This window comes from Psychroserpens sp. XS_ASV72, from assembly GCF_041224425.1.
Lineage (GTDB): Bacteria > Bacteroidota > Bacteroidia > Flavobacteriales > Flavobacteriaceae > Psychroserpens.
In genome coordinates this window covers 128,288-154,347 of record NZ_JBGFGL010000077.1, presented here as the reverse complement: position 1 = coordinate 154,347, position 26,060 = coordinate 128,288, and the positions used below count along the sequence as shown (strand labels likewise).

The 26,060-nt window shown below is 35.3% G+C and carries 22 protein-coding genes; 14 read left to right on the top strand and 8 right to left on the bottom strand.

The window, feature by feature from the left end; translation table 11 throughout:
* The first annotated feature begins 57 nt into the window (after positions 1–57).
* The gene (locus AB9K26_RS09540) at positions 58–825 is read left to right on the top strand and encodes a hypothetical protein (RefSeq protein ID WP_369972336.1); all 768 of its coding nucleotides are present in this window, start codon (positions 58–60) and stop codon (positions 823–825) included.
* 5 nt (positions 826–830) lie between these two features.
* Here AB9K26_RS09540 and AB9K26_RS09535 read toward each other — a convergent pair whose 3' ends face one another.
* From AB9K26_RS09535 to AB9K26_RS09505, 7 genes are all read right to left on the bottom strand, one after another.
* Entirely contained in the window at positions 831–2,183 is a 1,353-nt protein-coding gene (locus AB9K26_RS09535; RefSeq protein ID WP_369972335.1) for a TolC family protein, read from the bottom strand.
* Between the two features lie 77 nt (positions 2,184–2,260).
* Complete coding sequence (locus AB9K26_RS09530) at positions 2,261–3,616, bottom strand: HlyD family secretion protein (protein ID WP_369972334.1); 1,356 nt, start codon at positions 3,614–3,616, stop codon at positions 2,261–2,263.
* An 11-nt stretch (positions 3,617–3,627) separates the two neighbouring features.
* Complete coding sequence (locus AB9K26_RS09525) at positions 3,628–5,286, bottom strand: peptidase domain-containing ABC transporter (RefSeq protein ID WP_369972333.1); 1,659 nt, start codon at positions 5,284–5,286, stop codon at positions 3,628–3,630.
* Positions 5,279–5,965: a TetR/AcrR family transcriptional regulator gene (locus tag AB9K26_RS09520; protein WP_369972332.1), complete on the bottom strand. Its 687-nt coding sequence runs from the start codon at positions 5,963–5,965 to the stop codon at positions 5,279–5,281. The genes AB9K26_RS09525 and AB9K26_RS09520 overlap by 8 nt, the downstream gene beginning before the upstream one ends.
* A 102-nt stretch (positions 5,966–6,067) precedes the next feature.
* Complete coding sequence (locus AB9K26_RS09515) at positions 6,068–6,637, bottom strand: pseudouridine synthase (protein WP_369972331.1); 570 nt, start codon at positions 6,635–6,637, stop codon at positions 6,068–6,070.
* Positions 6,634–8,940 carry a DNA topoisomerase 3 gene (locus tag AB9K26_RS09510; protein WP_369972330.1) on the bottom strand — a complete coding sequence of 769 codons (2,307 nt, stop codon included), beginning with the start codon at positions 8,938–8,940 and terminating at the stop codon, positions 6,634–6,636. The genes AB9K26_RS09515 and AB9K26_RS09510 overlap by 4 nt, the downstream gene beginning before the upstream one ends.
* An 86-nt stretch (positions 8,941–9,026) precedes the next feature.
* Positions 9,027–9,836, bottom strand: coding sequence for a DUF1853 family protein (locus tag AB9K26_RS09505; protein WP_369972329.1), 810 nt, complete (start codon positions 9,834–9,836; stop codon positions 9,027–9,029).
* A gap of 130 nt (positions 9,837–9,966) precedes the next feature.
* Between AB9K26_RS09505 and fabG the strand changes: the two genes are divergently transcribed.
* The 13 genes from fabG to AB9K26_RS09440 all read left to right on the top strand — a co-directional run bounded on the left by fabG (position 9,967) and on the right by AB9K26_RS09440 (position 24,974).
* Positions 9,967–10,713, top strand: a complete 747-nt coding sequence (gene fabG, locus AB9K26_RS09500; protein WP_369972328.1) for a 3-oxoacyl-[acyl-carrier-protein] reductase — start codon at positions 9,967–9,969, stop codon at positions 10,711–10,713.
* 164 nt (positions 10,714–10,877) lie between these two features.
* Positions 10,878–12,803 carry a VWA domain-containing protein gene (locus AB9K26_RS09495; protein ID WP_369972327.1) on the top strand — a complete coding sequence of 642 codons (1,926 nt, stop codon included), beginning with the start codon at positions 10,878–10,880 and terminating at the stop codon, positions 12,801–12,803.
* Between the two features lie 11 nt (positions 12,804–12,814).
* Positions 12,815–13,630, top strand: coding sequence for a prohibitin family protein (locus AB9K26_RS09490; RefSeq protein ID WP_369972326.1), 816 nt, complete (start codon positions 12,815–12,817; stop codon positions 13,628–13,630).
* Between the two features lie 256 nt (positions 13,631–13,886).
* Positions 13,887–14,744: an ATP phosphoribosyltransferase gene (gene hisG, locus AB9K26_RS09485; RefSeq protein ID WP_369972325.1), complete on the top strand. Its 858-nt coding sequence runs from the start codon at positions 13,887–13,889 to the stop codon at positions 14,742–14,744.
* Positions 14,744–16,039: a histidinol dehydrogenase gene (gene hisD, locus AB9K26_RS09480; RefSeq protein ID WP_369972593.1), complete on the top strand. Its 1,296-nt coding sequence runs from the start codon at positions 14,744–14,746 to the stop codon at positions 16,037–16,039. The genes hisG and hisD overlap by 1 nt, the downstream gene beginning before the upstream one ends.
* On the top strand, positions 16,036–17,088 hold the full coding sequence (gene hisC / locus AB9K26_RS09475; protein ID WP_369972324.1) for a histidinol-phosphate transaminase: 1,053 nt from the start codon (positions 16,036–16,038) through the stop codon (positions 17,086–17,088). Before hisD ends, hisC begins: the two co-directional genes overlap by 4 nt.
* The gene (gene hisB / locus AB9K26_RS09470; RefSeq protein ID WP_369972323.1) at positions 17,085–18,218 is read left to right on the top strand and encodes a bifunctional histidinol-phosphatase/imidazoleglycerol-phosphate dehydratase HisB; all 1,134 of its coding nucleotides are present in this window, start codon (positions 17,085–17,087) and stop codon (positions 18,216–18,218) included. Before hisC ends, hisB begins: the two co-directional genes overlap by 4 nt.
* Positions 18,218–18,799, top strand: a complete 582-nt coding sequence (gene hisH / locus AB9K26_RS09465) for an imidazole glycerol phosphate synthase subunit HisH (RefSeq protein WP_369972322.1) — start codon at positions 18,218–18,220, stop codon at positions 18,797–18,799. Before hisB ends, hisH begins: the two co-directional genes overlap by 1 nt.
* Entirely contained in the window at positions 18,796–19,512 is a 717-nt protein-coding gene (hisA, locus tag AB9K26_RS09460; RefSeq protein WP_369972321.1) for a 1-(5-phosphoribosyl)-5-[(5-phosphoribosylamino)methylideneamino]imidazole-4-carboxamide isomerase, read from the top strand. The genes hisH and hisA overlap by 4 nt, the downstream gene beginning before the upstream one ends.
* A 1-nt stretch (position 19,513) precedes the next feature.
* Positions 19,514–20,269 carry an imidazole glycerol phosphate synthase subunit HisF gene (hisF, locus tag AB9K26_RS09455; protein WP_369972320.1) on the top strand — a complete coding sequence of 252 codons (756 nt, stop codon included), beginning with the start codon at positions 19,514–19,516 and terminating at the stop codon, positions 20,267–20,269.
* Positions 20,266–20,871, top strand: coding sequence for a bifunctional phosphoribosyl-AMP cyclohydrolase/phosphoribosyl-ATP diphosphatase HisIE (gene hisIE / locus AB9K26_RS09450; RefSeq protein WP_369972319.1), 606 nt, complete (start codon positions 20,266–20,268; stop codon positions 20,869–20,871). Before hisF ends, hisIE begins: the two co-directional genes overlap by 4 nt.
* Positions 20,872–20,963: 92 nt before the next feature.
* Positions 20,964–24,083: a T9SS type A sorting domain-containing protein gene (locus AB9K26_RS09445; RefSeq protein ID WP_369972318.1), complete on the top strand. Its 3,120-nt coding sequence runs from the start codon at positions 20,964–20,966 to the stop codon at positions 24,081–24,083.
* A 105-nt stretch (positions 24,084–24,188) separates the two neighbouring features.
* On the top strand, positions 24,189–24,974 hold the full coding sequence (locus tag AB9K26_RS09440; RefSeq protein ID WP_369972317.1) for a tRNA pseudouridine(38-40) synthase TruA: 786 nt from the start codon (positions 24,189–24,191) through the stop codon (positions 24,972–24,974).
* A 1-nt stretch (position 24,975) separates the two neighbouring features.
* Here the strand turns inward: AB9K26_RS09440 and tsaD are convergent, their stop codons facing one another.
* Positions 24,976–25,998, bottom strand: a complete 1,023-nt coding sequence (tsaD, locus tag AB9K26_RS09435; RefSeq protein ID WP_369972316.1) for a tRNA (adenosine(37)-N6)-threonylcarbamoyltransferase complex transferase subunit TsaD — start codon at positions 25,996–25,998, stop codon at positions 24,976–24,978.
* Positions 25,999–26,060 lie beyond the last annotated feature (62 nt).

The window sequence follows — 26,060 nt, the reverse complement described above, 5'->3', positions numbered from 1 at the left end:
GTTAATTTGAATTAAGGAATAATTTTTGATTTGTTTAAGCTATCAAGCCTTTTAAAGATGAAATTAAAATTTACACTTATCTTTCTATGCTGCGTTGTTCTCAGTTTTTATGGACAGTCGCAAACCAAAACAGATCCTGATGGTGAAAAAAAATCAATAAAGATTCCAGCCAAGCCTAAGGAAAACGATTCTACGCCACAGCCTTCAAAGATTGAAATCAAGCCTAATTCTGAAAATTCCATTACAAAAACCGATAAAAACATCAATGGGATTCCTGTAAAGGTAAGAGAACTAAAGCCTGAAGAAGAGCAATTCTCGATGTTTCCGAAAAGTAAGTTGAGAGATCCAGGTGAGATTTTCGAAAAGCGCTACAATGCTAAGATGGAAGATCAAGGCATTAAAATAAAAACCATGCCTGATCTATTTTTGGGAGATGTAAGAGTTAGAGGGCAAATTGCTAACATTAGATGTCGTGATCACGAGTATCCTGATGGTGATATGGTTCAGGTGGTTGTTAACGATGAAGTTTACATTCCGCAATTATTGTTAACCTCAAATTTCAAATCTTTTGATGTACCTTTAAAAGAAGGTATCAACACCGTAGTGTTTATTGCCTTAAACCAAGGTGAATCTGGTCCGAATACTGCTGAATTTGAAGTTTACAATGATGAAAAGGTCTTAGTGTCTTCCAAACGTTGGAACTTGTTAACTGGCGTTAAGGCAAAGATTTTAGTTATTAAAGATTCCAAATTACCGCAATTAAATCCGCAGCCAAACAATACCAATGCACAAACCTCAGAAGAGGAAGCTAAAAACAACAATTGATTTATTTACAGGTTTTCTAAGTCTTTTGCTAAACTATTGAACAACTTAGCTTTGGTCTTCAAATATTTGTTTTGCAAATCAATAGCCTTCAATTGTGAATCAATTAAATAGCGCTCTCTGGAATTGATCAAGAAAATAGAACTTTCTCCAAAACTAAATTTTCGTTCTTCGGCATTCAGCATCGTTTTATAATCTGTTACGATGTCGTCAATCAACTGATTTTGGGTTTCAAATGATTCCAATTCCCTGTATATCGCTAATATTTTATTTTGAATGGTGATGCGCGCATTATCAATTTCAAATTCCATATCCTGTAGTTTGAATTTTGCCAACTTCAAATCACCTCGCTCTTTTCTTAAAAATAACGGAAATGCAATATTGAAACCTCCTTTGTAGGCATTGGTGTTGAATGAGTTGGATATATCTGGATCTTCGGTTAAAAAGTTATATTGAACATCAACTTTTGGCAGCAATTTGTTTGCTTTCAATCGTTTATCGACTTCCAGACCTTTGTATTTAAATTCCAATGATTTGAGTTTGGGATGATTTTCCAAAGTAAATTCTGAAAGCGGTAAACCTGAAATCTCCAACACTTCGTCAATAGTATTTTCTATAGTAGTATCTGGAACCACATTGTCTTGAATCTCTACTGGAATATCATCATTGAGCCATAAGAAAGTTGATAATTCTAATGCCGCTTTCATCAGTTTTACTTTGGCTTGTTCTAATCCTAAAGTTCTGTTTTTAACAGTAATATTAGCTTCAACAAGATCAATTTCAGCCATATCACCCGCATCAACACTTTTTCTAACGCCCTGTGTTCTAATTTTTGCATTCTCCAGAAAACGCTCATAGGTTCTAACTTCAGAATACGATTGCAACCAATCAAAATAGGCAATGGAAGCATCGTAAAGTATTTGGTTGATTAGTAATTCGCGATCAGCAAGCGACTGCTCTCTAAAGAACTTGGCTTTTCTTAAATCGGCCATACGTTTGTTGATAAACAACCCTTGACCTAAAGAGGCAGATATCCCAGCACTGTAGAGTCCGTCATCTGGAACTGTGTATTCCGGATTTAAAAATGTGCCTTCATTTTGTTCGAAATTCCCTTTTAATTCGATTCCATACCAAGTTGGGATTTTAAATGTCGCATTCAGTTTATCATAATATTCGGTATTCTTGAATGTTTTACGATTCTGATCCACCTCAATTTTAGGATCAAATCCACCACGCGCTTTCATTAAATTAGCTTGTCCTATCTGAATGGCTAATTCGGCTTGTTTGGCAATTGGATGAAACTTTTTTACATAACCTAAATACTCACTAAAGCTAAGCATCAATGTATCCTGTTGTTTCATTTGCGATTCAGTTTGTGCTGATGCAAAAAAAGTTATGAGAGAAAAGCATAACCATGCATATGTTTTCATTCTGTGTTTCATTTCGAATCTTTGGTACTTGCGTTATTGTTTTCAGGTTGATAGTAATTAGGAGGGAAGCCATTGAGTTTTCGCCATAACTCAAACCAAATAGGCACATCTTCCAAAAGTGCTATAGTCATAGCACCAGAACCTACACGAATATCCTTTGGCCATTCTTGTTCTGATTCGTCTGGAGCCAATAGCACGCGGAATTTCCCATTTGGACTTATAAAATTCTCGATGGCTACAACTTTTGCACCATAGGTTCCATAGGATGCATTTGGCCAACCACTAAATACAATAGCAGGCCAACCATCAAATTGAACTCGTACTTTCTCATCAATATGTATTAATGGCAAATCAATAGGCTCAACATACATTTCTACAGCAATATCATAGTTTGTAGGCATGATACCAACCAATTGTTCACCTTCCTTAAAGGTTTCTCCAATTCCACCTTTAATAGCTTTGTTGATGACACCATCTTGAGGAGCAGTGATGTAATACAGTTTATTTCTAATTTCATAATTGGTGAAATCACTTTCCAACTTGGTGACTTGTGCTTCAGCATCAAATTGATTGGACTGAGCCGTGAATTTGTCACTTTCTGCCTTCGATATTTTATCGGTATATTCTGCTTGAACACGATTGATTTCCACTTGGGCATTGATCACTTCATTTTTGGCCGCTAGGTATTTGTTTTCCTGAGAAATCAATTTAGCTTGCATCTCTTGGAATTTGGATCGCTTGGCCTCAAGCTGCGTAAGCGATTTTAAACCTTCTTCATATAAATCTTGAAACGCATTGATTTGACGTTGTGCAATTGAAAGATCTATTTTTACAGCTTCTAAATCGATACTATCACTCTTTACTTTAAGTTTGGCTTGGGTTAGCTTGTTTTTGGCTTGTTCAAGTTTTAACAAGCGCTCATTTTGTAAAGCTGCAATTTGATTGTTTAAGGCTTTAACTTTACCATTGTATGAGGAAACAGCTGCTTCTTTGGCTTTTATTTGTTGTCCTGTTCGACTCACCAAGTTAGGGTCAAAATATTCGTTTTTTATTTCAGAGATGTATAAAATGGTGTCGCCTTTTTTTACATTGTCACCTTCTCTAACAAACCATTTTTCAATTCTACCTGGAATTGGCGATTGAATGGTCTGCGGACGTTGGTCTGGAGTTAAAGTGGTTACATTTCCACGACTGTTGATGTTCTGCGTCCATGGTAAAAACAATATGATGACACCTACAATAGCAAAAGCAGCCAAAAAACGATTGAAATGTTTATAGTCACGTTTATGAAATACTTTTATTCCCGACTCGAAAATCGTTAAGTCAACCTTTTTATTTAATTGATTATTTGAAATATTTAACATGGTGTTCTTTTTTAATTTACAATTTTCCCGTCTTCTAACTGTATCACTCTAGTACATTGTTTTTTCCATTCCATATTATAGCTAACCACAACTAATGCCCATGGATGTTCAGGATTGGTTAAAAAATTTATGATACGCTCTGCTTCCTGCTTTTCAAATTGCTCTAAGGGATCTTTTAACAAGAGTATTTTAGGTCTTTTTAAAATACTCCTTGCCAATATTATTTTTTTGCCATCAGTTTGCGATAATTTTTTGCCTTCAGGATATAAGATGGTTCTAAGACCTTGAGGTTGTGATTTTACAAAATCTACCAACCCAATATGTTTTAAAGCCCACTGAATGTCTTTTTCAGAAATAGAAGGATCACCAAAAGTCAGGTTTTCCCTTATGGTACCTTCAAAGGGTGTTTCCTCGGGAAGTGATTGACCAACTATAGACCTGTAGTCGTTGAGCTTAATGCCTTTTAAATTTGTATCGTTTACATAAACAGAACCGTTAGAAGGTTCTAAAATACCTGCAATAAGCTTTAGTAATGTAGACTTTCCAGAGCCATTGGAACCAAAAATCATAATGCGGTCTTTAGGTTTAATTTCCATAGACACATTGGAAATGAGTGGTTTCACTCGATCAGAAACCACATAGCTCACATCTTCTAATTCGACTTTAAAGGTTTCGTCATTCTCTGATATAATTTCACCTTCATGCGACTCCAAAGTTCTATCAACAACTTGACCTAATTTTTCCATGGATGTCAGTACATCATATACAGATTCCAATCCGAGTATGAGTTTTTCAACCGAGTTGATGACTAAAAGGATAATGATTTCCGCCGCAACAAATTGTCCGATATTCATTTGTTGATTGAGTACTAAAAACCCTCCAATGATTAATAATCCTGCTGTCACAAGAACCTTAAAGCCTATAAGTTTCAAGAACTGTTGTATCAAGATTTTGAAATGACTTTCCCTAGCATCAAGATAATGAGAGGTCAAGCTGTCATTCTTCTGAAGGGCTAAATCTGTTCTACCTGAGAGTTTAAAGCTTAAAACTGACCGAGCAATTTCCTGAAGCCAGTGAGCCACTTTATATTTTTGATTTGATTCTTTCAAACTGGTGTTCAATCCATTTTGAGCGGAAAACTTAAATACAATATAAACGAGGCCAATCAATAAAATACCATAAATGATAAAGAATGGATGGTAGAAGGACAGTAAGATCAATCCGAAAATAATCTGTAAAATGGCAGATGGGAAATCGATCAAGATTTTTGATAACCCCTTTTGAACGGTTAACGTATCAAAAAAACGATTCGCCAATTCTGGCGGATAGTAATCTCTGAGTTCACTCATTTTGATTTTAGGGAAACGGTATGCAAACTCAAAAGAAGATCTGGTAAATATCTTTTGTTGGATGTTTTCTATAATGCGCATCTGCATGACCTGTAATAATCCTGCAAAAGCAACACCCAATGTCACAAGAATAACCAATACAACCCAAGAACTGCTTACCTGTGCACCTTGAATCAGGTTAATTATGGCTTGAACTCCTAAAGGAAGTGATAGATTTACAACTCCAGCAAAAATAGCATAGTAAAAAACCTGCTTCACATCCTTGCGTTCCAATTTCAATAAGCCGATTAAGCGTTGCCAAGACGTCAATATTTTAGTCATTCGTTTCTGGGTTTAAGACATTAAACACTAAATCTTTGAAGTAAACAGAGGGAAGGGTTTTCTCGTTACAATCTGTTATGGTTTTGAAATGATCTATCAAAAAGTGCTGATGTAAAGCACCTTCAACAATCGTACTTGCCAAACTATGAGGAAAATCGTACTTGCCATCAACTTCAATAATCATGTCTTTTAACCTCTTAATTAAACGCTTGTAAATTGAAAAATAGCCTTCCTTGTTTTCGGAATCGACTTCCTTAGTGAGGTAAGATTTTGAATTTTCATTAATCACGACTCTATTCAAAATCACTTCATCAATATGAGCAAAAGTTGAATCGGATTCAGTAGTTCTGGTTAAAACATCAATAGCTGTCTCTAGCTTATGCTTAGAATTAGATATGTTAGTGGTCGAAAAAACCAGTTGATATTCCAACCAAGCCCAATACCACGAGGTTAGATAGAGAAGCAATTTATGTTTGCTATCAAAATAGCGATATATGGAACTTTCATTAGATCCAATAAGTTGACCTAGCTTTTTGAATGTGAAATTTTCAAAGCCAATCTCGTCTATAAGCGTAATGCTATTGGATATAATCCGCTTTCCTAAATCAGAAGATTCTGGATCTTTATGATAAATTTTATCATTGATCGTAATCTTGATACTTGACAATAATGATTTCATTTTAATAATATTTACACGCGAATATAATAGTAATACTATTAAAATTAAAAATCTTAACTTATGATTAACTTTTTAGCAAAAACATGAAACAAAATGAAATAATTACAGATCTATTTTCAAGACTTCTCCCATCTTTAATGGATAAAGATGAATAGATCCTACACGAACTCTTACCAATCTTAGGGTAGGGAAACCGACTTTAGCAGTCATTTTCCTGACTTGTCGAAATTTCCCTTCAGTAATAGTTATTGAAATCCATGAGGTTTTGCCATGGCGTTCATCACGTATTTTTTTTATCCTTGGAGGAAAGTTTGGAGTCGTTTCAAGTTTGAAAACCTGACAAGGTTGTGTGGTGTAAAATGTGCCATTGTAACTAAGTGTAACGCCTTTTGTTAAATCTGATAGTGCAGTTTCAGAAATATCACCATCAACTTGTACATAGTATTCTTTTTCGGTTTTATTGCTAGTGATTTCTGCACTTATTTTACCATCGGTTGTTAAAAGTAATAGGCCTTCAGAGTCTTTATCTAATCGACCAATTGCCATGGTTCCTTCTGGAAAATCATACAACTCACCTAAAAATTTTTTATTGCGTTCGTGCTTGGCATTAGTTATAAACTGACTTAAATAGCCATAAGGTTTAAATAGTTTAAAATGACGATGCTGCATCATTTTGCTTTTCCTGTTAGAATTGCATAAACCAAATCTTTTGTCAAAGTCTTGTCTTTTGCTTTGCTACGAATGGCATCAAATGACATTCTAAAATCACAACCCGATTTAAATCCAGAACAACCATAAGCAGTTTTACCTTTGATAATGGTTCCATTTTGGCATTTCGGACATTTGGGTGACTGGTCTTGATGTGATATTACAGATTTAGAATTTTTGGCTTCAGGTTTAAGCTTAAGACGAAAATTATCATCAAAAATCAAGACACCATCTGTTGTCCCTTCATCAACAGAGAAACCTTTGAGCTTGACTGTTGCACCCTTTTGAAGCAGTCTGATATATTGCTTTTCTGAAATCTTTTTTCCATAAAACTTATAAGGTAACACAAAATCACAACCTGACTTAAAAGCGCTACAGCCAAAAGCTTTTTTACCTTTTAGGATGTTTCCTTTTTGGCATTTCGGACAAGGTTCAATTAGAATGCCTGCCTTTTCTATTGCTTTCGCTTTGGCTTCTCGCTGCTTTTTTACGTGTTCTTGTGAAATTTTCGCACGAGCTTTTTCAGTTCGAACTTCATAAACCAACTGATCAACCATAACTTTCATGTTCTTTATAAACTCTCCTGCATTGTAAGCTCCTTTTTCAATGTCTTTGAGTTGTTTTTCCCATAAGCCTGTAAGTTCAGCCGATTTTAGTAGTTCATTTTGAATAGTATCAATTAATGCAATACCAGTAACTGTTGGAAGAATCTGTTTCTTATTACGCTTTATGTATTGACGTTTGAATAGTGTTTCAATAATATTGGCACGAGTTGAAGGTCTGCCAATTCCATTCTCTTTCATCAAATCCCTTAGCTCATCATCATCGACTTGTTTTCCCGCTGTTTCCATAGCACGTAGGAGAGAGGCTTCCGTAAAATGTTTAGGAGGTTTTGTTTGTTTTTCTATAAAGGAAGGCTGATGTGGCCCTTTTTCACCTTTAGAGAAAGTTGGTAAAACGTCTTTGCTTTTGTTGCTATCAGAATCTGAATAAATGACTTTTCGCCAGCCTTGCTTTATAATTTCCTTTCCTGTGGTTTTAAACTTTACATCAGCAGCTTTTCCGATAACCGTTGTGTTGGAAACATCACAGTCTGGATAAAACACCGCAATGAAACGTTTCACGATAATATCATAAACTTGTTGTTGCTTCTGGTGAAGTTTGGTTTCCATTCCTGTTGGAATAATGGCATGGTGATCGGTTACTTTTTTATCATTAAAAACTTTAGACGATTTCTTGATCTTCTTATTTAGAAGTGGTTCGGTTAGTTTTGAATAGGCAGTCAGTTTTTTTAGTATTCCAGAAACCTTAGGATATAAATCTGAAGGTAAAAAAGTAGTGTCTACTCTAGGATAGGTCACCACTTTCAGTTCATATAATTGTTGTGCGATTTTTAATGTATCTTCAGCAGACATACCAAATTTAGTATTGCAATACACCTGCAAACCTGTTAAGTCAAAAAGCTTGGGCGCGTATTCTTTACCTTTCTTTTTAGTAACCGAAACTATCTCAAAATCGTGCAGCTTTACTTTGTCAGCTAAAACTTGACCATCCTCAACATTAAAAAAGCGACCATCTTCATAGGCAAACAACGTGTCTCTGTATAAGGTTTGCAATTCCCAATAAGGTTGTGGCTTAAAGTCTTCAATTTCTTTAAAACGATTCACAACCATAGCTAAGGTAGGCGTTTGTACTCTACCAACTGACAATACTTGTTTGTAACCACCATGTTTTACAGTGTACAGTCTGGTAGCATTAATGCCTAAAAGCCAATCACCAATTGCTCTTGAAAAACCAGCGTAATACAAGTTGTTGTAGGATTCGGAATCTTTCAGGTTTTCAAAACCTTCTTTAATGGCTTCTTCAGTAAGAGAGGAAATCCAAAGCCGTTTTACTTTTCCTGAATAATTAGCCTGTTCTAACACCCAACGTTGAATGAGCTCTCCTTCTTGTCCAGCATCACCACAGTTAATGACTTCATCAGCTTGATCGAAAAGCGATTTTATAATTTTAAACTGTTTTTGTATTCCAGAATTTTCAACCACTTTGGTCTTAAACTTCTCAGGAAGCATTGGTAAGTTGTTCAGGTCCCAACTCTTCCAATAAGGCTTGTAATCATTAGGTTCCAATAAAGTACATAAATGTCCGAAAGTATAGGTTACAGCATAACCATTCCCCTCAAAATAGCCATCGTACTTGGTATTGGCACCAAGGATTTTAGCAATTTCTCGAGCGACACTAGGTTTTTCTGCAATACAGACTTTCAATATTTTGAAGATTTATATTAGGGCATGCAAAATAGAAAATTGAAGTAAGTTTTTAAACTGAATTGGCAATGAGTTATTAACGATGCCTACCACCATACTACAAAACACTTATGCAATGATTTATCAGAGGTTTTTATCCATAGCAAAGGCGACTTTTTGACAGCTATGAATTTCATGATTTCAGGTAGAATTTCTTTAAACGACTTCCAGTCTTTATTTAGATTTGGCTTTAATAGCCAGTCTATTTTACTCGGTAAATAAAATAAATACTTATCAAATGTATCTAAACTATCAATAGAAATGTAAAATCCTTCAATACAGTTCGAATTGAGATGATTAAACTCGGCTTTCATTCCATAGGGAACAAACAATTGTGCTTTAAACCAAACCCGTTGTTTAAAATGATTTGTATAGATGTTTAGCTTTGATAGTTGTTGTCTGCAAGCATCGGAATAGAGCAGTGGCAACTGATGGGTTTTTAGTTTTTGGATTTTTTGAATTAAGCTATCATTTCTATTGGGACCAACCCAACGGTTAATTTCAGCTTTTCCAAGCGATACATCATACAGATAAAATTTATAGACCATTTCAACATGAAAAAACTCTTGATTTATTTTAATAAGAGCATCTAATTCACCTAAGGTTTGCTTCTGAGCTTTGATTTGAACATTTTCAGCTAAAATTTTAATATCTGGATGTTGTTTCAACTCATCAAGAGCAAACTGTTCTGCTAATTGTCCTAAGCGTAAATGTTGTTTTACAGAACGTTTAAAAGCGTTATCAAAAGAATGGAAGCTAAGTTGCTTTAAACCATAAAATTCAGAATCCTTCCAGAGGAAATGCGTTGCGTTATAGCCTTCAGAAAGGGATTCTAGATGTAACTTTGTATAAGGCATGTTCACAAAATTAGCAATAAGAATTAAAATACTTTCAGGTCATAATTAAATGATAAAATTTACTGAAATTTTATATGGTACAAGTTCAATTTCCTATATTTGAAAACCAACTATTTTAACACAATCATTCATGAAATTACTAGAAGGAAAAACAGCTATCGTTACTGGCGCGAGTCGAGGAATCGGTAAAGGTATTGCTGAAATTTTTGCGCAACATGGTGCCAATGTGGCGTTTACATACAGTTCATCTGTTGAAGCAGCAAATGCTTTGGAAAAAGAGCTGAACGATTTGGGTGTCAAGGCCAAAGGATATCAGAGTAATGCAGCAAGTTTTGAGGAAGCACAACAATTGGCTGATGATGTTTTAGCTGAATTTGGTAGCATTGATATATTGGTTAATAACGCTGGAATTACAAAAGACAACCTTTTGATGCGTATGGGAGAAGAGGATTTTGATAAGGTTATAGAGGTCAATTTGAAGTCGGTTTTTAATATGACGAAAGCCGTACAGCGTACCATGTTAAAACAACGCAAGGGATCGATAATTAATATGAGTTCTGTTGTTGGTGTTAAAGGAAATGCTGGACAGACGAATTATGCGGCATCAAAAGCAGGAATTATCGGATTTTCGAAATCGGTAGCTCTGGAATTAGGCTCTAGAAACATTCGAAGTAATGTGATTGCACCTGGCTTTATTGAAACGGAAATGACCGCTAAACTTGATGAAGATACAGTTAAAGGTTGGCGTGATGCCATTCCTTTAAAGCGTGGAGGAACTCCAGAAGATATAGCCAATGCTTGTGTGTTTTTGGCAAGTGACATGAGTGCTTACGTTACTGGTCAGACACTTCATGTGGATGGAGGCATGTTAACCTAATCAATGGATTTCTATAAAAAAGAATCTATTAAAACTTTATGAAAGCTTAGCTTTTAATGCAGGAAAAAGTCATTTTTTATATCATATTATCTGGAATTATAGCGCTAGTATTAGCGCTTTTTCAGTATGTATATAAGTCAAAGAATCGCTCTAAGACAACATGGATGCTTACATTTCTTAGGTTCTTCAGCATTTTTTTGGTGTTACTTCTGTTAATCAATCCAAAGTTTAATAAGGTATCTTATTTTGATGAAAAGCCTAATCTGATCATTGCCGTAGACAATTCTGAGTCAATTGCATATCTCAATCAAGATCAAAATGTTGCTGAGCTAATTGAACGCTTAAAGCAAAGTACAGAACTTAATGAGGCCTTTAATGTAGAATACTATAGCTTCGGAAAATCATTCCGTGAAGTGGACTCCCTAAATTTTGATGAGCGACAATCTGATATCTCTCAAGTATTTGATCGTTTATCTGAAGTGTATAGCAATTCAGTGTCTCCAACGGTTTTGATTAGTGACGGTAACCAAACTTTCGGAAATGATTATCAGTACCTGACCAATCGATTCAAACAGTCGGTTTTTCCTGTAATCTTAGGTGATACCATAACCTATACCGATTTGCGTATTGAACAGTTAAATGTGAATCGCTATGTGTATTTAAAAAATAAGTTTCCCATAGAAATTATTGCTACCTATAGTGGTAATTCCAATATAAATACGTCTTTGAAGATTACATCAGGCAGTACAGTCGTTTATTCTCAACCGTTGACGTTCAGTAAAACAAAAACATCTGAAATTGTATCTTTTACATTACCTGCAAATAGAGTTGGCATTCAAAGTTTTAAAGCAGAAATTGTTCCAATTGAAAATGAAAAAAACAAGGTTAACAATGTAAAGGATTTTGCGGTTGAAGTTATTGATCAAAAAACAAATGTGGCTATTGTTTCAGATATTTTGCATCCAGATTTAGGAGCCTTTAAAAAAGCTATTGAGAGTAATCAGCAACGTAAAGCTGAAATTTTAAATCCAAATACATTTTTAAATCAATCTAATGATTTTCAAATGATTGTAGTATATCAACCAACTAATAGCTTTAAACAAGTTTTTGTTGAAATAAACCGATTGAAATTGAATTCATTTATCGTAGCTGGTCCAAAAACGAATTGGTCCTTACTACATCAAAATCAAAACCATTTCAAGCAGCAAGTAACACTGCAGAAAGAAAATTACCTGCCAGTCATCAATCAAAATTATAACACTTTTATTATTGATGCGCTCGATGTTGAAAATTTCCCTCCAATAACATCAGAGTTTGGTGAACTATCTTTTAGCGTACCATATCAAACTTTGATGTATAAATCCGTAAATGGAACACAATTAGATGAACCTCTATTGGTAACTTATGAAATTGATTCTAAACGTGAGGCTGTTCTTTTTGGTGAAGGCATTTGGAAATGGCGAGCCCAAAATTATTTAGATCAGAAATCCTTCAATTCGTTTGATAATTTTATTGGAAAAATCGTACAATATCTAAGCTCTAAGCAACGTCGGACTCGACTCAGTATTAATTACGAGTCATTTTACAATGGGAATGATGATGTTAAGATTACAGCTCAGTACTTCAATAAAAATTATGAATTTGATGCCAATACGAATCTAAATATCCAAATAAAAAATAAACTCACAAATGCTACTACGACGTATCCATTTGTCTTAAAAAATACCAATTATGAAATCGACCTTAGCGGATTGGAAGCTGGAGATTATGATTTTACGGTCAGTGCTTCAAACGCTAATGTTGCATCATCAGGTTCATTCAAGGTATTAGATTATAATGTTGAACAGCAGTTTTTAAATGCCAATGTTGAAAAGCTGACAAATGTTGCTGAAAACAGTAATGGAAATGCATACTTCATTGATAATACGGCTAACTTGGTATCAGACTTAGTTTCTGATTCTCGATTTAAAACCGTCCAAAAAAGCAGTAAAAAAATCGTACCTTTGATAGATTGGAAATACTTACTCGGTTTGCTTGTTTTGAGTTTGGCCTTGGAGTGGTTTATCAGAAAATATAACGGACTAATTTAAAAATAAAAACTATGGAAAAATTACCAAAAATTGCACTACCAGTTGTTTTTGGCGCAATTGTACTACTTATACTTTTAGCAAAATCTGCTGTGACTATCGGTTCTGGTGAAGCCGGTGTTCTATATAAAACATTTGGAGGAGGAGTCGTTACCGATGAGCCGCCTTTAGGTGAAGGGTTTCATATTGTAGCACCATGGAATAAGGTTTATGTTTATGAAGTGAGACGTCAAGAGATTTTTGAAAAAATGAAGGTGTTGTCTTCTAACGGATTAGACATTCAATTAGATGCTTCAGCGTGGTATAAGCCTGATGAAGCCAACCTTGGAAAATTACACCAGGAGATTGGAGAGAACTACTTAAACCGAATTATTCTACCAACTATTCGATCTGCTGCTCGTAGTGTTGTGGGACGTTATACGCCAGAACAATTATACTCAAGTAAGCGTGATGCGATTCAACGTGAAATTTTTGAGGAAACCAAAAAAATCGTTGATGACCAATACATTGTTTTAGATGAAATACTTGTTAGGGACGTCACCTTGCCACCTACGATTAAAGATGCCATCGAACGTAAATTAAAGCAAGAGCAAGAATCCTTGGAATACGAATTTAGATTGGTTACTGCTGAAAAAGAAGCGCAACGCCAACGTATCGAAGCGCAAGGTAAAGCAGATGCCAATAGAATTTTAAGCGCATCTTTAACAGATAAAATTCTACAGGATAAAGGTATTGAAGCTACCATTAAATTATCAGAATCTAATAACAGTAAGGTTGTTGTCATTGGTTCTGGTGACTCTGGAATGCCTATAATTTTAGGGAATCAATAATTTTAACAGGTATTTAATATCTTCCTATTTGGAATTTTAAATTTTATTTTGCAAAATTTGTTACAACAAAACAATTATGAGTTTTATTCAATTACATCATCATCATTTTCTATCTGGCACTCAGGCGAGATGAAAATGTGTTGAATAAAGTCAAGATATTTAAAAACCGTTTGAGTATGTTCTCAGACGGTTTTTTCTTTTGTACATATTGAGAAACAGACCTGAAAGAATTTACTCAAACACAATAAACCATTACATGAGTAAATTAAAAATTGCTGTACAAAAATCAGGTCGTCTTCATGATGATTCCATGAAACTTTTAAAGGATATTGGGATTTCCATTGACAATGGAAGGGACCAACTCAAGGCGTCTGCAAGAAACTTTCCTTTGGAAGTCTTTTATCTGCGAAATGGAGATATACCACAATATCTAAAAGATGGTGTTGTAGATGTTGCCATAATTGGCGAAAATGTTTTGATAGAAAAAGGAAATGGCATTACTGTTATTGAAAAATTAGGGTTTTCTTCCTGTCGTGTCTCTGTCGCTATTCCTAAAGGAAAAAAATATGTATCGGTTCAAGATCTTGAAGGAAAGCGTATCGCAACCTCATATCCCAATACAGTAAAAACATTTTTAGAGCAACATCAAGTTAATGCTAACCTACATATTATCAATGGTTCTGTTGAAATTGCACCAAATATTGGTTTGGCAGATGCTATAGTAGACATTGTTTCCAGTGGAAGCACCTTATTTAAAAACGGTTTAAAGGAAGTTGATGTATTATTAAATTCTGAAGCGGTTCTCGCAATCTCACCTTTAATAACTGAAGCGAATAAGACGTTATTAGATCAGTTACAGTTTCGGTTGAAATCAGTTTTAAGAGCGCAGCAACACAAGTATGTGCTACTTAATGTTCAGAATGAAAAATTGGAAATCATTCAAAACATTCTTCCAGGAATGAACAGTCCGACAATTTTACCCTTAGCCAAAGAAGGATGGAGCTCATTACACTCTGTTATCAATAAAAATCAATTTTGGGAAGTCATTGACGAATTAAAACGAAATGGGGCAGAAGGAATCCTGGTTTGTCCAATAGAAAACATGGTACTATGATCACAACTATTAAAAATCCAAAACAAGAAGATTGGTTAGAACTGTTAAAGCGACCAACACAAAGTATAGATAATATTGAAGATACCGTTAACGAGATCTTTAACGATGTGCAACGACGAGGCGATAGAGCCATTAAAAAGTATACAGACTTATTTGATGGAGTTAAATTAGACTCCTTTCAAGTCAGTGAAGCAGAATTTGATAAAGCGTGTTCAAAAGTTTCTACGGACTTAAAACAAGCTATTGCTATCGCCAAATCAAATATTGAAACTTTTCATAGCGCTCAAAAAACAGATCGTGTAAGAGTTAAAACCATGCAAGGTGTAGAGTGCTGGCAAGAAAAGCGTCCAATTCAGAAAGTTGGATTATACATTCCAGGTGGTACAGCGCCATTACTTTCAACTGTATTGATGCTGGCTGTTCCGGCACAAATTGCAGGATGCCAAGACATTATTTTGTGTTCACCTCCAGATAAAAATGGTGATATAGCTAATGAAATTTTATATGCAGCAAAATCCTGTGGTGTTTCAAAAGTGTTTAAAGTTGGTGGTATACAAGCCATTGCAGCGTTGACCTTTGGAACACAAACCATACCTCAAGTGTATAAGATTTTCGGACCAGGAAACCAATTCGTTACAGTGGCCAAACAGTTAGCTACAAAATATGGTGTTGCTATTGATATGCCAGCAGGACCGAGTGAATTGTTGGTTATGGCTGACGATTCAGCTGATGCAAGTTATGTGGCATCCGATTTATTAAGTCAGGCAGAACATGGTCTCGATAGCCAAGTCGTATTGGTTTCAACTTCTGAAAAGTTGATTGAAGAAGTCAAAAGTGAAATTATTTTACAACGTGAAGCATTACCCAGAAAAGATATTGCTGCTCAAGCGATTCAAAATTCTAAATGTATTTATGTCAACACCAATGAAGACGCTTTAAGATTGATCAATGCTTATGCGCCTGAACATTTTATAGTTTGTACTAACAACAATGATTTTTTCGTTCAAGGCATCCAAAATGCAGGTTCTGTTTTTATAGGAAATTTTACACCTGAAAGTGCTGGCGATTATGCTTCTGGAACAAACCACACTTTACCTACAAATGGTTTCAGTAAAGCCTATTCTGGTGTCAATTTAGATAGCTTTTTGAAAAGCATCACCTTTCAAAAAATATCTGAAAATGGTCTTTTGAATATTGGTAATGCCATTGAAACTATGGCACAGGCTGAAGGTTTGCAAGCTCACAAAAATGCCGTGACGATTCGTTTAAAGGATTTAAAAAACAATTTGAAATGATAACTAGAGAATTCAACATTCAAAGTATGGTAAGAGATAATATCATCACATTAAAACCGTATGCTTCAGCAAGAGACGAATTTGCTGGTCAAAGTGAACACATGGTTTTCATGGATGCCAATGAAAACCCTTTTAATTCTATTGTGAATCGCTATCCGGATCCTAAGCAAACTGAATTAAGAGTGCGAATTTCGCAACTTAAGAATGTTTCACCCAGCCAAATAATCTTAGGAAATGGTAGTGATGAGCTATTGGATTTATTATTTAGAGCATTTTGTAACCCTGGAAAAGATCATGTAATAACGTTGCCTCCAACATATGGAATGTACGAGGTTTTAGCGCAAATCAATGATATCGAAGTAGTTTCTATTGAATTGGATTCAGATTTTGAACCTCAGGTAAGTAAGATTCTTGAGAATCAAAATGAATCCTCAAAGCTTTTGTTTTTATGCTCACCCAACAATCCAACTGCAAATAACTTTAATACAAATACTATTGAAACACTCATTCTAAATTTTAATGGCATTGTAGTTATTGATGAAGCTTATATTGATTTCAGCAAAAGAGAGAGTTGGTTGAATAGGCTCGATGAATTTCCAAATCTAATCGTGTTACAAACTTTTTCAAAAGCCTATGGAATGGCAGGAATTAGATTAGGAATGTGTTTTGCTTCAGAAACCGTCATCTCAATTTTAAATTCCATTAAACTGCCATACAACATCAATGTATTAACACAAATGAAAGCATTGGATAGACTTTCGAAAACAGAAATTATCCAAACTGAAATCAAGCGCATTATCGAACAACGTGAATGGTTAAAAATAGAATTAGATGCAATACCTTGGATTACGATTGTTTATCCATCAGATACCAATTTTTTATTGATTAAAGTAGATAACGCCAATAAGCGTTATACAGAATTGATAAGCAAAGGAATCGTGGTAAGAAACAGAACTTCGCAACCTGGTTGTGATAATTGCCTAAGAATAACAGTGGGTACAGCAATAGAAAATTTAAAACTCATAAAGACTTTAAAAACGATATCATGAAACGCGTATTATTTATAGATAGAGATGGTACTTTGATTAAAGAACCAGCCGATGAGCAAATTGATAGTTTTGAAAAATTAGACTTCTATCCTCAAGTCTTTGAGTATCTCGGTAGGATTGCTAGAGAATTAAATTATGAACTTGTGATGGTGACCAATCAAGATGGTTTAGGTACTGAGGTCTATCCAGAAAATTTGTTTTGGCCTATTCACAATTTTATGATAAGGACCTTTGACTCCCAAGGTATTGTATTCAGTGAACAATATATAGACAAGACATTTGCAAACGAGAACGCAATGACACGGAAGCCCAATATAGGCTTATTGACGCGTTATTTTTCTGAAGATTATGATTTAGTGAACTCATTTGTCATAGGTGATCGTTTAACAGATGTGGAACTCGCCAAAAACCTTGGCACAAAAGGCATCTTTATGAATGATAAAAGGGGTCTTGGCACTGATGAAATTACAGTACAAAAGGAAGCTCTTGAACAATACATCGCTTTGGAAACGACAAGTTGGAAGGCTATTTATGAGTTTTTGAAATTAGGACAAAGACAATCCTCAATTGAACGACAAACCAACGAAACACAAATAAAAATAGATTTAAACCTCGATGGTACAGGAAAGAGCAACATTGATACTGGAATTGCATTTTTTGATCACATGTTAGATCAGTTATCACGTCATGGCGGATTAGATTTAACGATTGAAGTTTCTGGAGATCTAGATGTTGATGAACACCATACGATTGAAGATACAGCTATTGCTCTGGGTGAAGTTTTCAGTAAAGCTCTTGCAGACAAAAGAGGCATCGAGCGTTACGGATTTACATTGCCAATGGATGATTGCCTAGCGCAAGTAGCCATAGATTTTGGTGGCAGAAATTGGCTGGTTTGGGAAGCTGATTTCAAACGTGAAATGATTGGTAAAATGCCTACGGAAATGTTTTTCCATTTTTTCAAATCGTTTACTGATGGTGCCAAATGCAACCTTAACATCAAAGCTGAAGGACAAAACGAGCACCATAAGATTGAAGCCATTTTTAAAGCTTTCGCAAAGGCTATCAAAATGGCAACCACACGAAATATTGAAAATATGATTTTACCATCAACTAAAGGGGTTTTATAATGAAAGTAGCAATAATAGATTATGGTGCAGGTAACATTAAAAGCATTCAGTTTGCCTTTGCACGATTGGACATAAATGCAATTTTAACAAAAGACAAAGACCTAATTAGCGCAGCTGACAAAGTGATATTTCCTGGTGTAGGAGAAGCGAGTTCGGCTATGAACATGCTAAAAAAAAGTAAACTAAATGATTTGATTCCCAATTTAAAGCAACCGGTTTTGGGTATATGTTTGGGCATGCAATTGATGTGCGAGTATACAGAAGAAGGTAATACAAAGGGTCTAGGAATTTTTAATACTAAGATTAAACGCTTTAGTAAACGCGTCAAAGTGCCACAAATGGGATGGAACACTATAACAAATTTAAAGTCAGAACTGTTTAAGGGTTTAAATACCAGCCCATACATGTATTCAGTTCACAGCTTTTATGCTGAATGTTGTAATGAAATGATTGCGAGCACTCATTATGACATTAGTTATGCCTCGGCATTACAGAAAGATAATTTTTACGGTGTTCAATTCCATCCTGAAAAAAGCAGTACAGCTGGAGAACAAATTTTAAAAAACTTTATAGCCTTATGAGAATAATACCTGCAATAGACATTATCGATGGTAAATGCGTGAGATTGACCAAAGGCGATTACAATGCCAAAACCATTTACAGTGAAAGTCCACTCGAAGTTGCTAAAGAGTTTGAAGCAGCCGGAATTCAATATTTACATTTAGTAGATTTAGATGGTGCCAAAGCCCAGCACATTGTCAATTATAAAGTTTTGGAACAAATCGCTTCAAAAACCAGCTTAAAAATAGACTTTGGAGGTGGCATAAAATCTGATGAAGACTTGCATATAGCCTTTAATTCTGGAGCGAAACAAATCACAGGAGGCAGCATTGCAGTAAAATCACCTGAAACGTTTAGCAAATGGTTGGCAACGTATGGTGGAACCAAAATCATTTTAGGAGCAGACTGTTATCAAGGTAAAATAGCTGTAAATGGTTGGCAAGAAGATAGTAATTGTGAGGTTTTGTCCTTTATAGAATCCTATCAAGACAAAGGTGCCCAATATGTGATTTGTACAGATATAGACAAGGATGGTATGTTAGAAGGTCCTTCCTTTGAATTATACCAAAATATTTTAAAACAATCCTCACACATCAAACTAATTGCGTCTGGAGGTATTAGGTCTATTGACGATTTAAATCGACTAGAGGACTTGGGCTGTGAAGGTGCCATCATAGGCAAAGCGTTATACGAAGGACACATTAATTTAAGAGATTTAGAAACACAATTGTAATATGCTAACAAAACGAATCATTCCTTGTTTGGATATAAAAGATGGTAGAACCGTGAAAGGTGTCAACTTTAAAGGACTGAAGGATGCTGGTAATCCTGTAGAACTTGCAAAGCGATATGCAGACCTAGGCGCAGATGAATTAGTGTTTTTAGATATTTCTGCAACCTTGGAAAACCGTAAAACCATGCATGATATGGTTCTTAAGGTTGCTGAACAAATCAATATTCCATTTACGGTTGGTGGTGGCATTTCGTCTGTTAAAGATGTTTCTGATATGCTGCTTTGTGGAGCAGATAAAGTTTCAGTAAACTCAAGTGCTGTAAGACGTCCACAGCTCATCAATGAATTGTCTGATAAATTCGGAAGTCAATCTATAGTGGTTGCTATCGATGCAAAGCGAATAGATAATGAATGGATCGTACATCTTTCAGGAGGTACAAAACCAACACAACGCACACTTTTTGAATGGGCTGAAGATGTTGAAGCGAGAGGTGCAGGCGAAATCTTATTTACATCAATGAATAACGATGGGACCAAATCAGGTTTTGCTAATGACGCTTTATCAAAATTATCACAGCGCGTCAATATTCCAATCATTGCTTCAGGTGGTGCTGGAGCGATTCAGCATTTTGTTGATGCATTCCAAAAGGGAAATGCTGATGCAGCACTGGCTGCTAGTGTTTTCCATTTCGAAGATATTGATATAATTCAATTAAAAAAACAATTAAGACAACACCACATAAACATAAGATTATGACAGTAGATTTCAAAAAAAATAATGGCTTAGTGCCTGCAATAGTCCAAGATTCAGTAACTAAAAAGGTGTTGATGCTTGGATATATGAACAAAGAAGCCTTAGACAAAACCATTAGCACGCAACAAGTGACATTTTACAGTAGGTCTAAAAAGCGATTATGGACCAAAGGAGAAACCAGTGGTAATACGCTCACATTAGAAGATATCAAACTAGATTGTGATAATGATAGTTTGCTACTGCAAGTCAAACCTCAGGGTCCAACTTGTCACAATGGTTCAGATACTTGCTGGAATGAAAATAATATTCAAACCTATGGATTTCTAACAAAATTGGAATCAATTATTGATGAACGAAAGAATTCTGAACAAAATTCTAATTCTTATGTTAATTCGTTAGTCTCGAAAGGTATTAATGCAATTGCTCAAAAAGTTGGAGAAGAGGCTGTAGAAACTATCATTGAAGCCAAAGATTCAAATGATGATCTTTTTTTAAATGAAAGTGCAGATCTCATATTTCATTTACTGATTTTACTCAAATTCAAGGGCTTTTCTATTCAAAATGTAGTAAAAGTATTACACAAAAGACACGAATCATCTAATTAATGTGCATTTTATAGTAAAAAAATTCTATTTTAGGCTTGCTATTATGGCGAATTAATCTATTTTAGCTCTAATAATCAACTAAATACAAATTTATGAAGCCTCAATCATATCTTTTTTTATTCTTTTTTATTCTATTTTCAGTAACCATTCAAGCGCAAGAATGTGCATTTGATACTCAAAGAAATATACTGAGACAGAATCCAGCATTTGTCGAACAAGAAAATGCCTTTGAAGCAAAAATTAAAGAGCGAATAGCCTCTGAATCTTTCTTGAATAGAAATGGGAGTAATTTGATTCAGATTCCTATTGTTGTTCATGTTTTACACTTAGGGGAATCTGTTGGAACTGGTACCAATATCTCTGATGCTCAAATACAGAGTAGTATTGATAATCTTAATGATTTTTATAGAGGTTTAACACCTTCAAGTCCTATAGATTTTGAAATTGAATTTACCCTTGCTCAGCGTGACCCAAATTGTAATGCCACAACTGGAATCAATAGAATAGATGCCTCAGGCGTCACTGGTTATGCTGCCAATGGTGTGGCGTTTTTTGGTCCAGGTGCAGACGAAACCACGCTTAAAGATTTAAGTCGTTGGCCAGAAACAGACTATTTCAATGTATGGATCGTTACTGAAATTGATGGTAACAATGGAGGCTCTGGCTTTCAAGGATATGCTAACTTTTTTAATGGAAATGCTTATGAAGGTTCCGTAATGATGCATAGTGTTTTTGGGTATGATCCTACCAATGCGAATCCTTCATGGCCTTTAAATTTTGCAAGAGATAATAGTACAGTTGTTCATGAAGTTGGTCATTACTTTCATTTATACCATACGTTTCAAGGAGATGATGCTAATAATGATGGTGTTTCAGACCAATGTCCACCAGATGTTACAGTTGGTGTAGATAGTGATGGTTGTGCCGATACGGTTCCACATTTAAGGGAAACCAGTACTTGTCCATCAACAAATTCATGTACAGGAAGTGCTTGGGTTGATGACAATACCATCAATAATATTATGAGTTATTATTGGTGTACTGATTTGCTAACCAATGATCAAAAAACAAGAGTTAGAGCTGCTATGGAAGGAACATCTATCAGTAATTCTAAAGGAGGTGATCCTGTAGACCCGACCTTTGCTGCTCCTGTTGCTGCTTGTACAACTAACACTGCAGCTTCAAATAATTTCGCAGGAATTTTTAGTGTGGAACTTAACGGTGTCACGTTTGGCTCTTCAACCAATGGAGTTGATGGTGGAAATATTGATCTAACAGGTAATTGTTCTAATTATTTTGAAATAGATGCGTCAATCTCAAATACATTAAATATTGGAGTGGGTCCTAACTTTAATCAAGTTGGTGTTTGGATAGATTGGAATGATGATGGTGATTTTGATGATGACGCTGAACAACAGTCCTATGTTCAGGATATAGCAGGTTATACTATAGAGCCTTTTGTTTTGAGCTACCCAACAGTTATTCCTTATGGTGATTATGTGAGGTTACGTATTATTGAAGATTTAGATGATAGATATGGTCCCGGACTTATAAACTCGGCTTGCTATGCTTCTTTGGTATATGGACAATCAGAAGACTATACCATCTATGTGATGCCAGCTTCTGCAACAACTTATACCTTTAACAATGGTTGGCTTCCAAGTGATCCTACAGGTGTTTCTACAATGTTAGATGATATAGATGTGGTTTCAGGTAATGTTACGTTTTCAGCGAATACGCAATGTAATCAGTTAACCGTTTCTGGAGGTGCTTCCGTAACGGTCAATTCTGGTGTGACGCTTACAACTGGAACTACAGAATTAAACTCTACATCACAACAATATTCTAGTCTTATTCTAGATGGAACACTCATTGGAACGGTAAACTATAATAGACATGCGGCACAGGTTGGCCCTGTTGGAACAAATGATTTAATTTCAGCTCCTTTATCTGGACAAACGTTTGGTGCTTTCGAAACAAATAATCCAAATTTGCCAGCATCTGGAACTCTTAGGGCTTTTGCACCTTATAATACTGCAACAGGTGCTTATGAAAATTATGACACCTCAGCTAACTCAGGAACAGTAATAACTTCTGGAGTAGGTTATAGAACGGCTTCCACCGACAATAGCGCCTTAACGTTTACTGGAACTGTTTTAAGTTCCGATGTGTTAGATGTTCCTATTTCTGATGCAGCTGCAGGTGATGCTTGGAATCTAATTGGGAATCCATACTCAAGCTATTTGGACTTTAATGATTTCTTTGTCGCCAACCAATCACAGTTCGATTCTGCCAGTGCGTATCAAGCCATATATGGATATGATGGTGACGCTTTAAATGGTTGGACCGTTTGGAACCAAGCTAGTATATTGGATAATTCTATTACTGAAATTATCGCTCCAGGACAAGCCTTTTTTGTTAAAGCAAAAAGTGGAGGAGGTTTAGTCGATTTTACAACGAGTATGCGACGAACAGGTTCTGATGATGATTTTATTTTAGGTCGATCTGCTAGCAGTATCAATATTGCCTTAAGCAAACTCAAGTTATCTAGCTCTGAAACGGAAGCCAATACGAATATTTACTTTTTAGATGGAGCTACTAGAGGTTTGGACGATGGATTTGATGCTGGTTCTTACCAAGGTATTGCTGGTGAATTCTCAATTTTCACCAATCTTATCGAAGACAATGAAGGTTTGGATATTGCCATTCAATCCTTACCATATAATGACTTTAATGACGTAGTGGTTCCGTTGGGTGTTAAGGCGCAGCCAGGCATTCCTTTAACCATTGAAATTGATGGAAATTCTTCGCTTCCAAGTAATGTTAATGTCTATTTAGAAGATACCCAAGAAAACACCTTAACCTTATTGAATAACGAAAATTATAGCTTTGTGTTAACCAGCGGCATGATAGGTATCGGGCGATTCTTCTTGAGATATTCTGCTGAAACCCTATCAACTAACCAAAATGTTCTGGAAAAGCTACTGATTTATGTAAATCAAGAGTTAGATTTGATTCATATCAAAGGACAACTATTTGATCAAACAAAAACAGAACTTTATGACATTCAAGGAAGGTTGGTATTGTCAAAAGACCTTGAGTCTAATAATTCTTTTAATACTATTGATGTTACTACACTAAGTTCAGGTATTTATATTATAAAAGTGAAGAATGAGCGCTTTACAAAAACAAAGAAACTGATCATAAAATAATATAGTTTTTAGATATTTTAAAAACAGTCACGACTTTTGTTGTGACTGTTTTGCTTTAAGCTTGATTTATTTTGTAATCCATTTAAAAATAGTAATCTTGCCATTATGTTTGATAAGCGATTTTACTATCTCATAAAAATCCAATATTTAGGATACCGATTTCATGGTTGGCAAAAACAACCAAAATTGAAAACCATTCATTTTATGGTTGATAGAACCTTGAATTATGTTTTAGAAGGAAAAACCTTTAAAACTTTAGGTTCTGGTCGGACAGATGCAATGGTATCGGCCAATGAATCTGCTTTTGAGTTATTTGTTCATGAGAAAATTGAGGATGAACGTACCTTTTTAGAGTACTTCAATCAAAATCTCCCTCAAGATATAAGAGCCTTGGCAATTGAAGAGGTTGATGACAGCTTTAATATCATTCAGCATTCTAAGGTTAAGGAATATGTTTACTTATTTACATTCGGACAAAAATGTCATCCATTTTGCGCACCAATATTGACAACAATTCTAGATGAGTTAGATATTGATCTCATGAAAAAAGGCGCACTACTTTTTAACGGAACACATAACTTCAAGCCTTATTGTTACAGAGCCACAGATAAAGGTAAATACATCAGGACAATCCTAAACTGTGAATTAACTGAAAACACGATTTATACCGCTAATTTTTTTCCAGAAACAACATATCTTTTAAGAGTCAAAGGGAAAGGATTTGGTAGAAATCAAATTCGATTAATGATGGGAACCTTAATTAAATTGGGTAGAGGAGAGATCGATCTTAATTATATCGAAAACTCTCTGAAACCAGAAAGCACAGAAGTCATGGATTTTATTGCACCTGCTTCTGGATTGATTTTAAACAAAGTGGAATTTAAAAGCTAAACTATAGTTTCAATCGTGCCGAGGCCATCACACTTTGATCAGCGTAGTTCCCTTCCAAATATTTCAAATAACCAACAATAGCAATCATAGCTGCATTATCTGTGGTATATTCAAACTTTGGTATGTAGGTTGTCCATCCAAATTTTTGTTCGCCTTTTTTTAAGGCTTCACGAATTCCTGAGTTGGCCGAAACACCACCACCAATAGCAATATGCTTGATACCTGTTTGCTTTGATGCCAATTTGAGCTTGTCAATTAAGATTCCAATAATAGTATATTGAATGGAAGCACAAATATCATTAAGATGCTCTTCGATAAAATTAGGTTGGGCTTTAACTTCCTTTTGAATAAAATAGAGGATGGCAGTTTTCAATCCTGAAAAACTAAAATCCAGCCCTTCAACTTTAGGTTTAGGAAATTTATAGGCTTTGGGATTTCCAAGTTGTGCTCTTTTGTCAATTTCAGGTCCAGCAGGATAACCCAAACCTAATATCTTTCCACTTTTGTCAAACGCTTCACCAACGGCATCATCAATGGTTTCTCCAATCACTTCCATATCAAAGTAAGAAGTTACTTTAACTATCTGCGTATGTCCGCCAGAAATTGTCATCGCCAAAAAAGGAAAAGGTGGTTTCTCAAAATCTGCCTCTTCAATAAAATGAGCCAGAATATGAGCTTGCATATGATTGACGTCAATTAGCGGAATATCCAAACCATAAGCCATGGATTTAGCAAATGAGGTACCAACCAACAATGAGCCCATTAATCCAGGTCCACGAGTAAAAGCAATAGCATTGAGTTGTGATTTGTCAATTCCTGCCTTTGTTAAGGCTTGCGATACTACTGGTACAATGTTTTGTTGATGAGCTCTCGATGCTAATTCGGGAACAACACCACCATATGCTTCATGAATTTTCTGACTTGCTACAATGTTACTCAAAATTTTACCGTTATGCATGACAGCAGCAGCTGTGTCGTCACAAGATGACTCAATGGCAAGTATGTAGATATTTTCTGAAGACATTAATACAAATTAGGCACAATAATTGTTAATTTTGAGGTCAAAGTTATAACTTTAAAGGCGTA

Coding starts and splice junctions, on each gene's coding strand:
- AB9K26_RS09540 (WP_369972336.1), top strand. CDS start 58: ATGAAATTAAAATTTACACTTATCTTTCTATGCTGCGTTGTTCTCAGT.
- AB9K26_RS09535 (WP_369972335.1), bottom strand. CDS start 2,183: ATGAAACAACAGGATACATTGATGCTTAGCTTTAGTGAGTATTTAGGT.
- AB9K26_RS09530 (WP_369972334.1), bottom strand. CDS start 3,616: ATGTTAAATATTTCAAATAATCAATTAAATAAAAAGGTTGACTTAACG.
- AB9K26_RS09525 (WP_369972333.1), bottom strand. CDS start 5,286: ATGACTAAAATATTGACGTCTTGGCAACGCTTAATCGGCTTATTGAAA.
- AB9K26_RS09520 (WP_369972332.1), bottom strand. CDS start 5,965: ATGAAATCATTATTGTCAAGTATCAAGATTACGATCAATGATAAAATT.
- AB9K26_RS09515 (WP_369972331.1), bottom strand. CDS start 6,637: ATGATGCAGCATCGTCATTTTAAACTATTTAAACCTTATGGCTATTTA.
- AB9K26_RS09505 (WP_369972329.1), bottom strand. CDS start 9,836: ATGCCTTATACAAAGTTACATCTAGAATCCCTTTCTGAAGGCTATAAC.
- fabG (WP_369972328.1), top strand. CDS start 9,967: ATGAAATTACTAGAAGGAAAAACAGCTATCGTTACTGGCGCGAGTCGA.
- AB9K26_RS09495 (WP_369972327.1), top strand. CDS start 10,878: ATGCTTACATTTCTTAGGTTCTTCAGCATTTTTTTGGTGTTACTTCTG.
- AB9K26_RS09490 (WP_369972326.1), top strand. CDS start 12,815: ATGGAAAAATTACCAAAAATTGCACTACCAGTTGTTTTTGGCGCAATT.
- hisG (WP_369972325.1), top strand. CDS start 13,887: ATGAGTAAATTAAAAATTGCTGTACAAAAATCAGGTCGTCTTCATGAT.
- hisC (WP_369972324.1), top strand. CDS start 16,036: ATGATAACTAGAGAATTCAACATTCAAAGTATGGTAAGAGATAATATC.
- hisB (WP_369972323.1), top strand. CDS start 17,085: ATGAAACGCGTATTATTTATAGATAGAGATGGTACTTTGATTAAAGAA.
- hisH (WP_369972322.1), top strand. CDS start 18,218: ATGAAAGTAGCAATAATAGATTATGGTGCAGGTAACATTAAAAGCATT.
- hisA (WP_369972321.1), top strand. CDS start 18,796: ATGAGAATAATACCTGCAATAGACATTATCGATGGTAAATGCGTGAGA.
- hisF (WP_369972320.1), top strand. CDS start 19,514: ATGCTAACAAAACGAATCATTCCTTGTTTGGATATAAAAGATGGTAGA.
- hisIE (WP_369972319.1), top strand. CDS start 20,266: ATGACAGTAGATTTCAAAAAAAATAATGGCTTAGTGCCTGCAATAGTC.
- AB9K26_RS09445 (WP_369972318.1), top strand. CDS start 20,964: ATGAAGCCTCAATCATATCTTTTTTTATTCTTTTTTATTCTATTTTCA.
- AB9K26_RS09440 (WP_369972317.1), top strand. CDS start 24,189: ATGTTTGATAAGCGATTTTACTATCTCATAAAAATCCAATATTTAGGA.
- tsaD (WP_369972316.1), bottom strand. CDS start 25,998: ATGTCTTCAGAAAATATCTACATACTTGCCATTGAGTCATCTTGTGAC.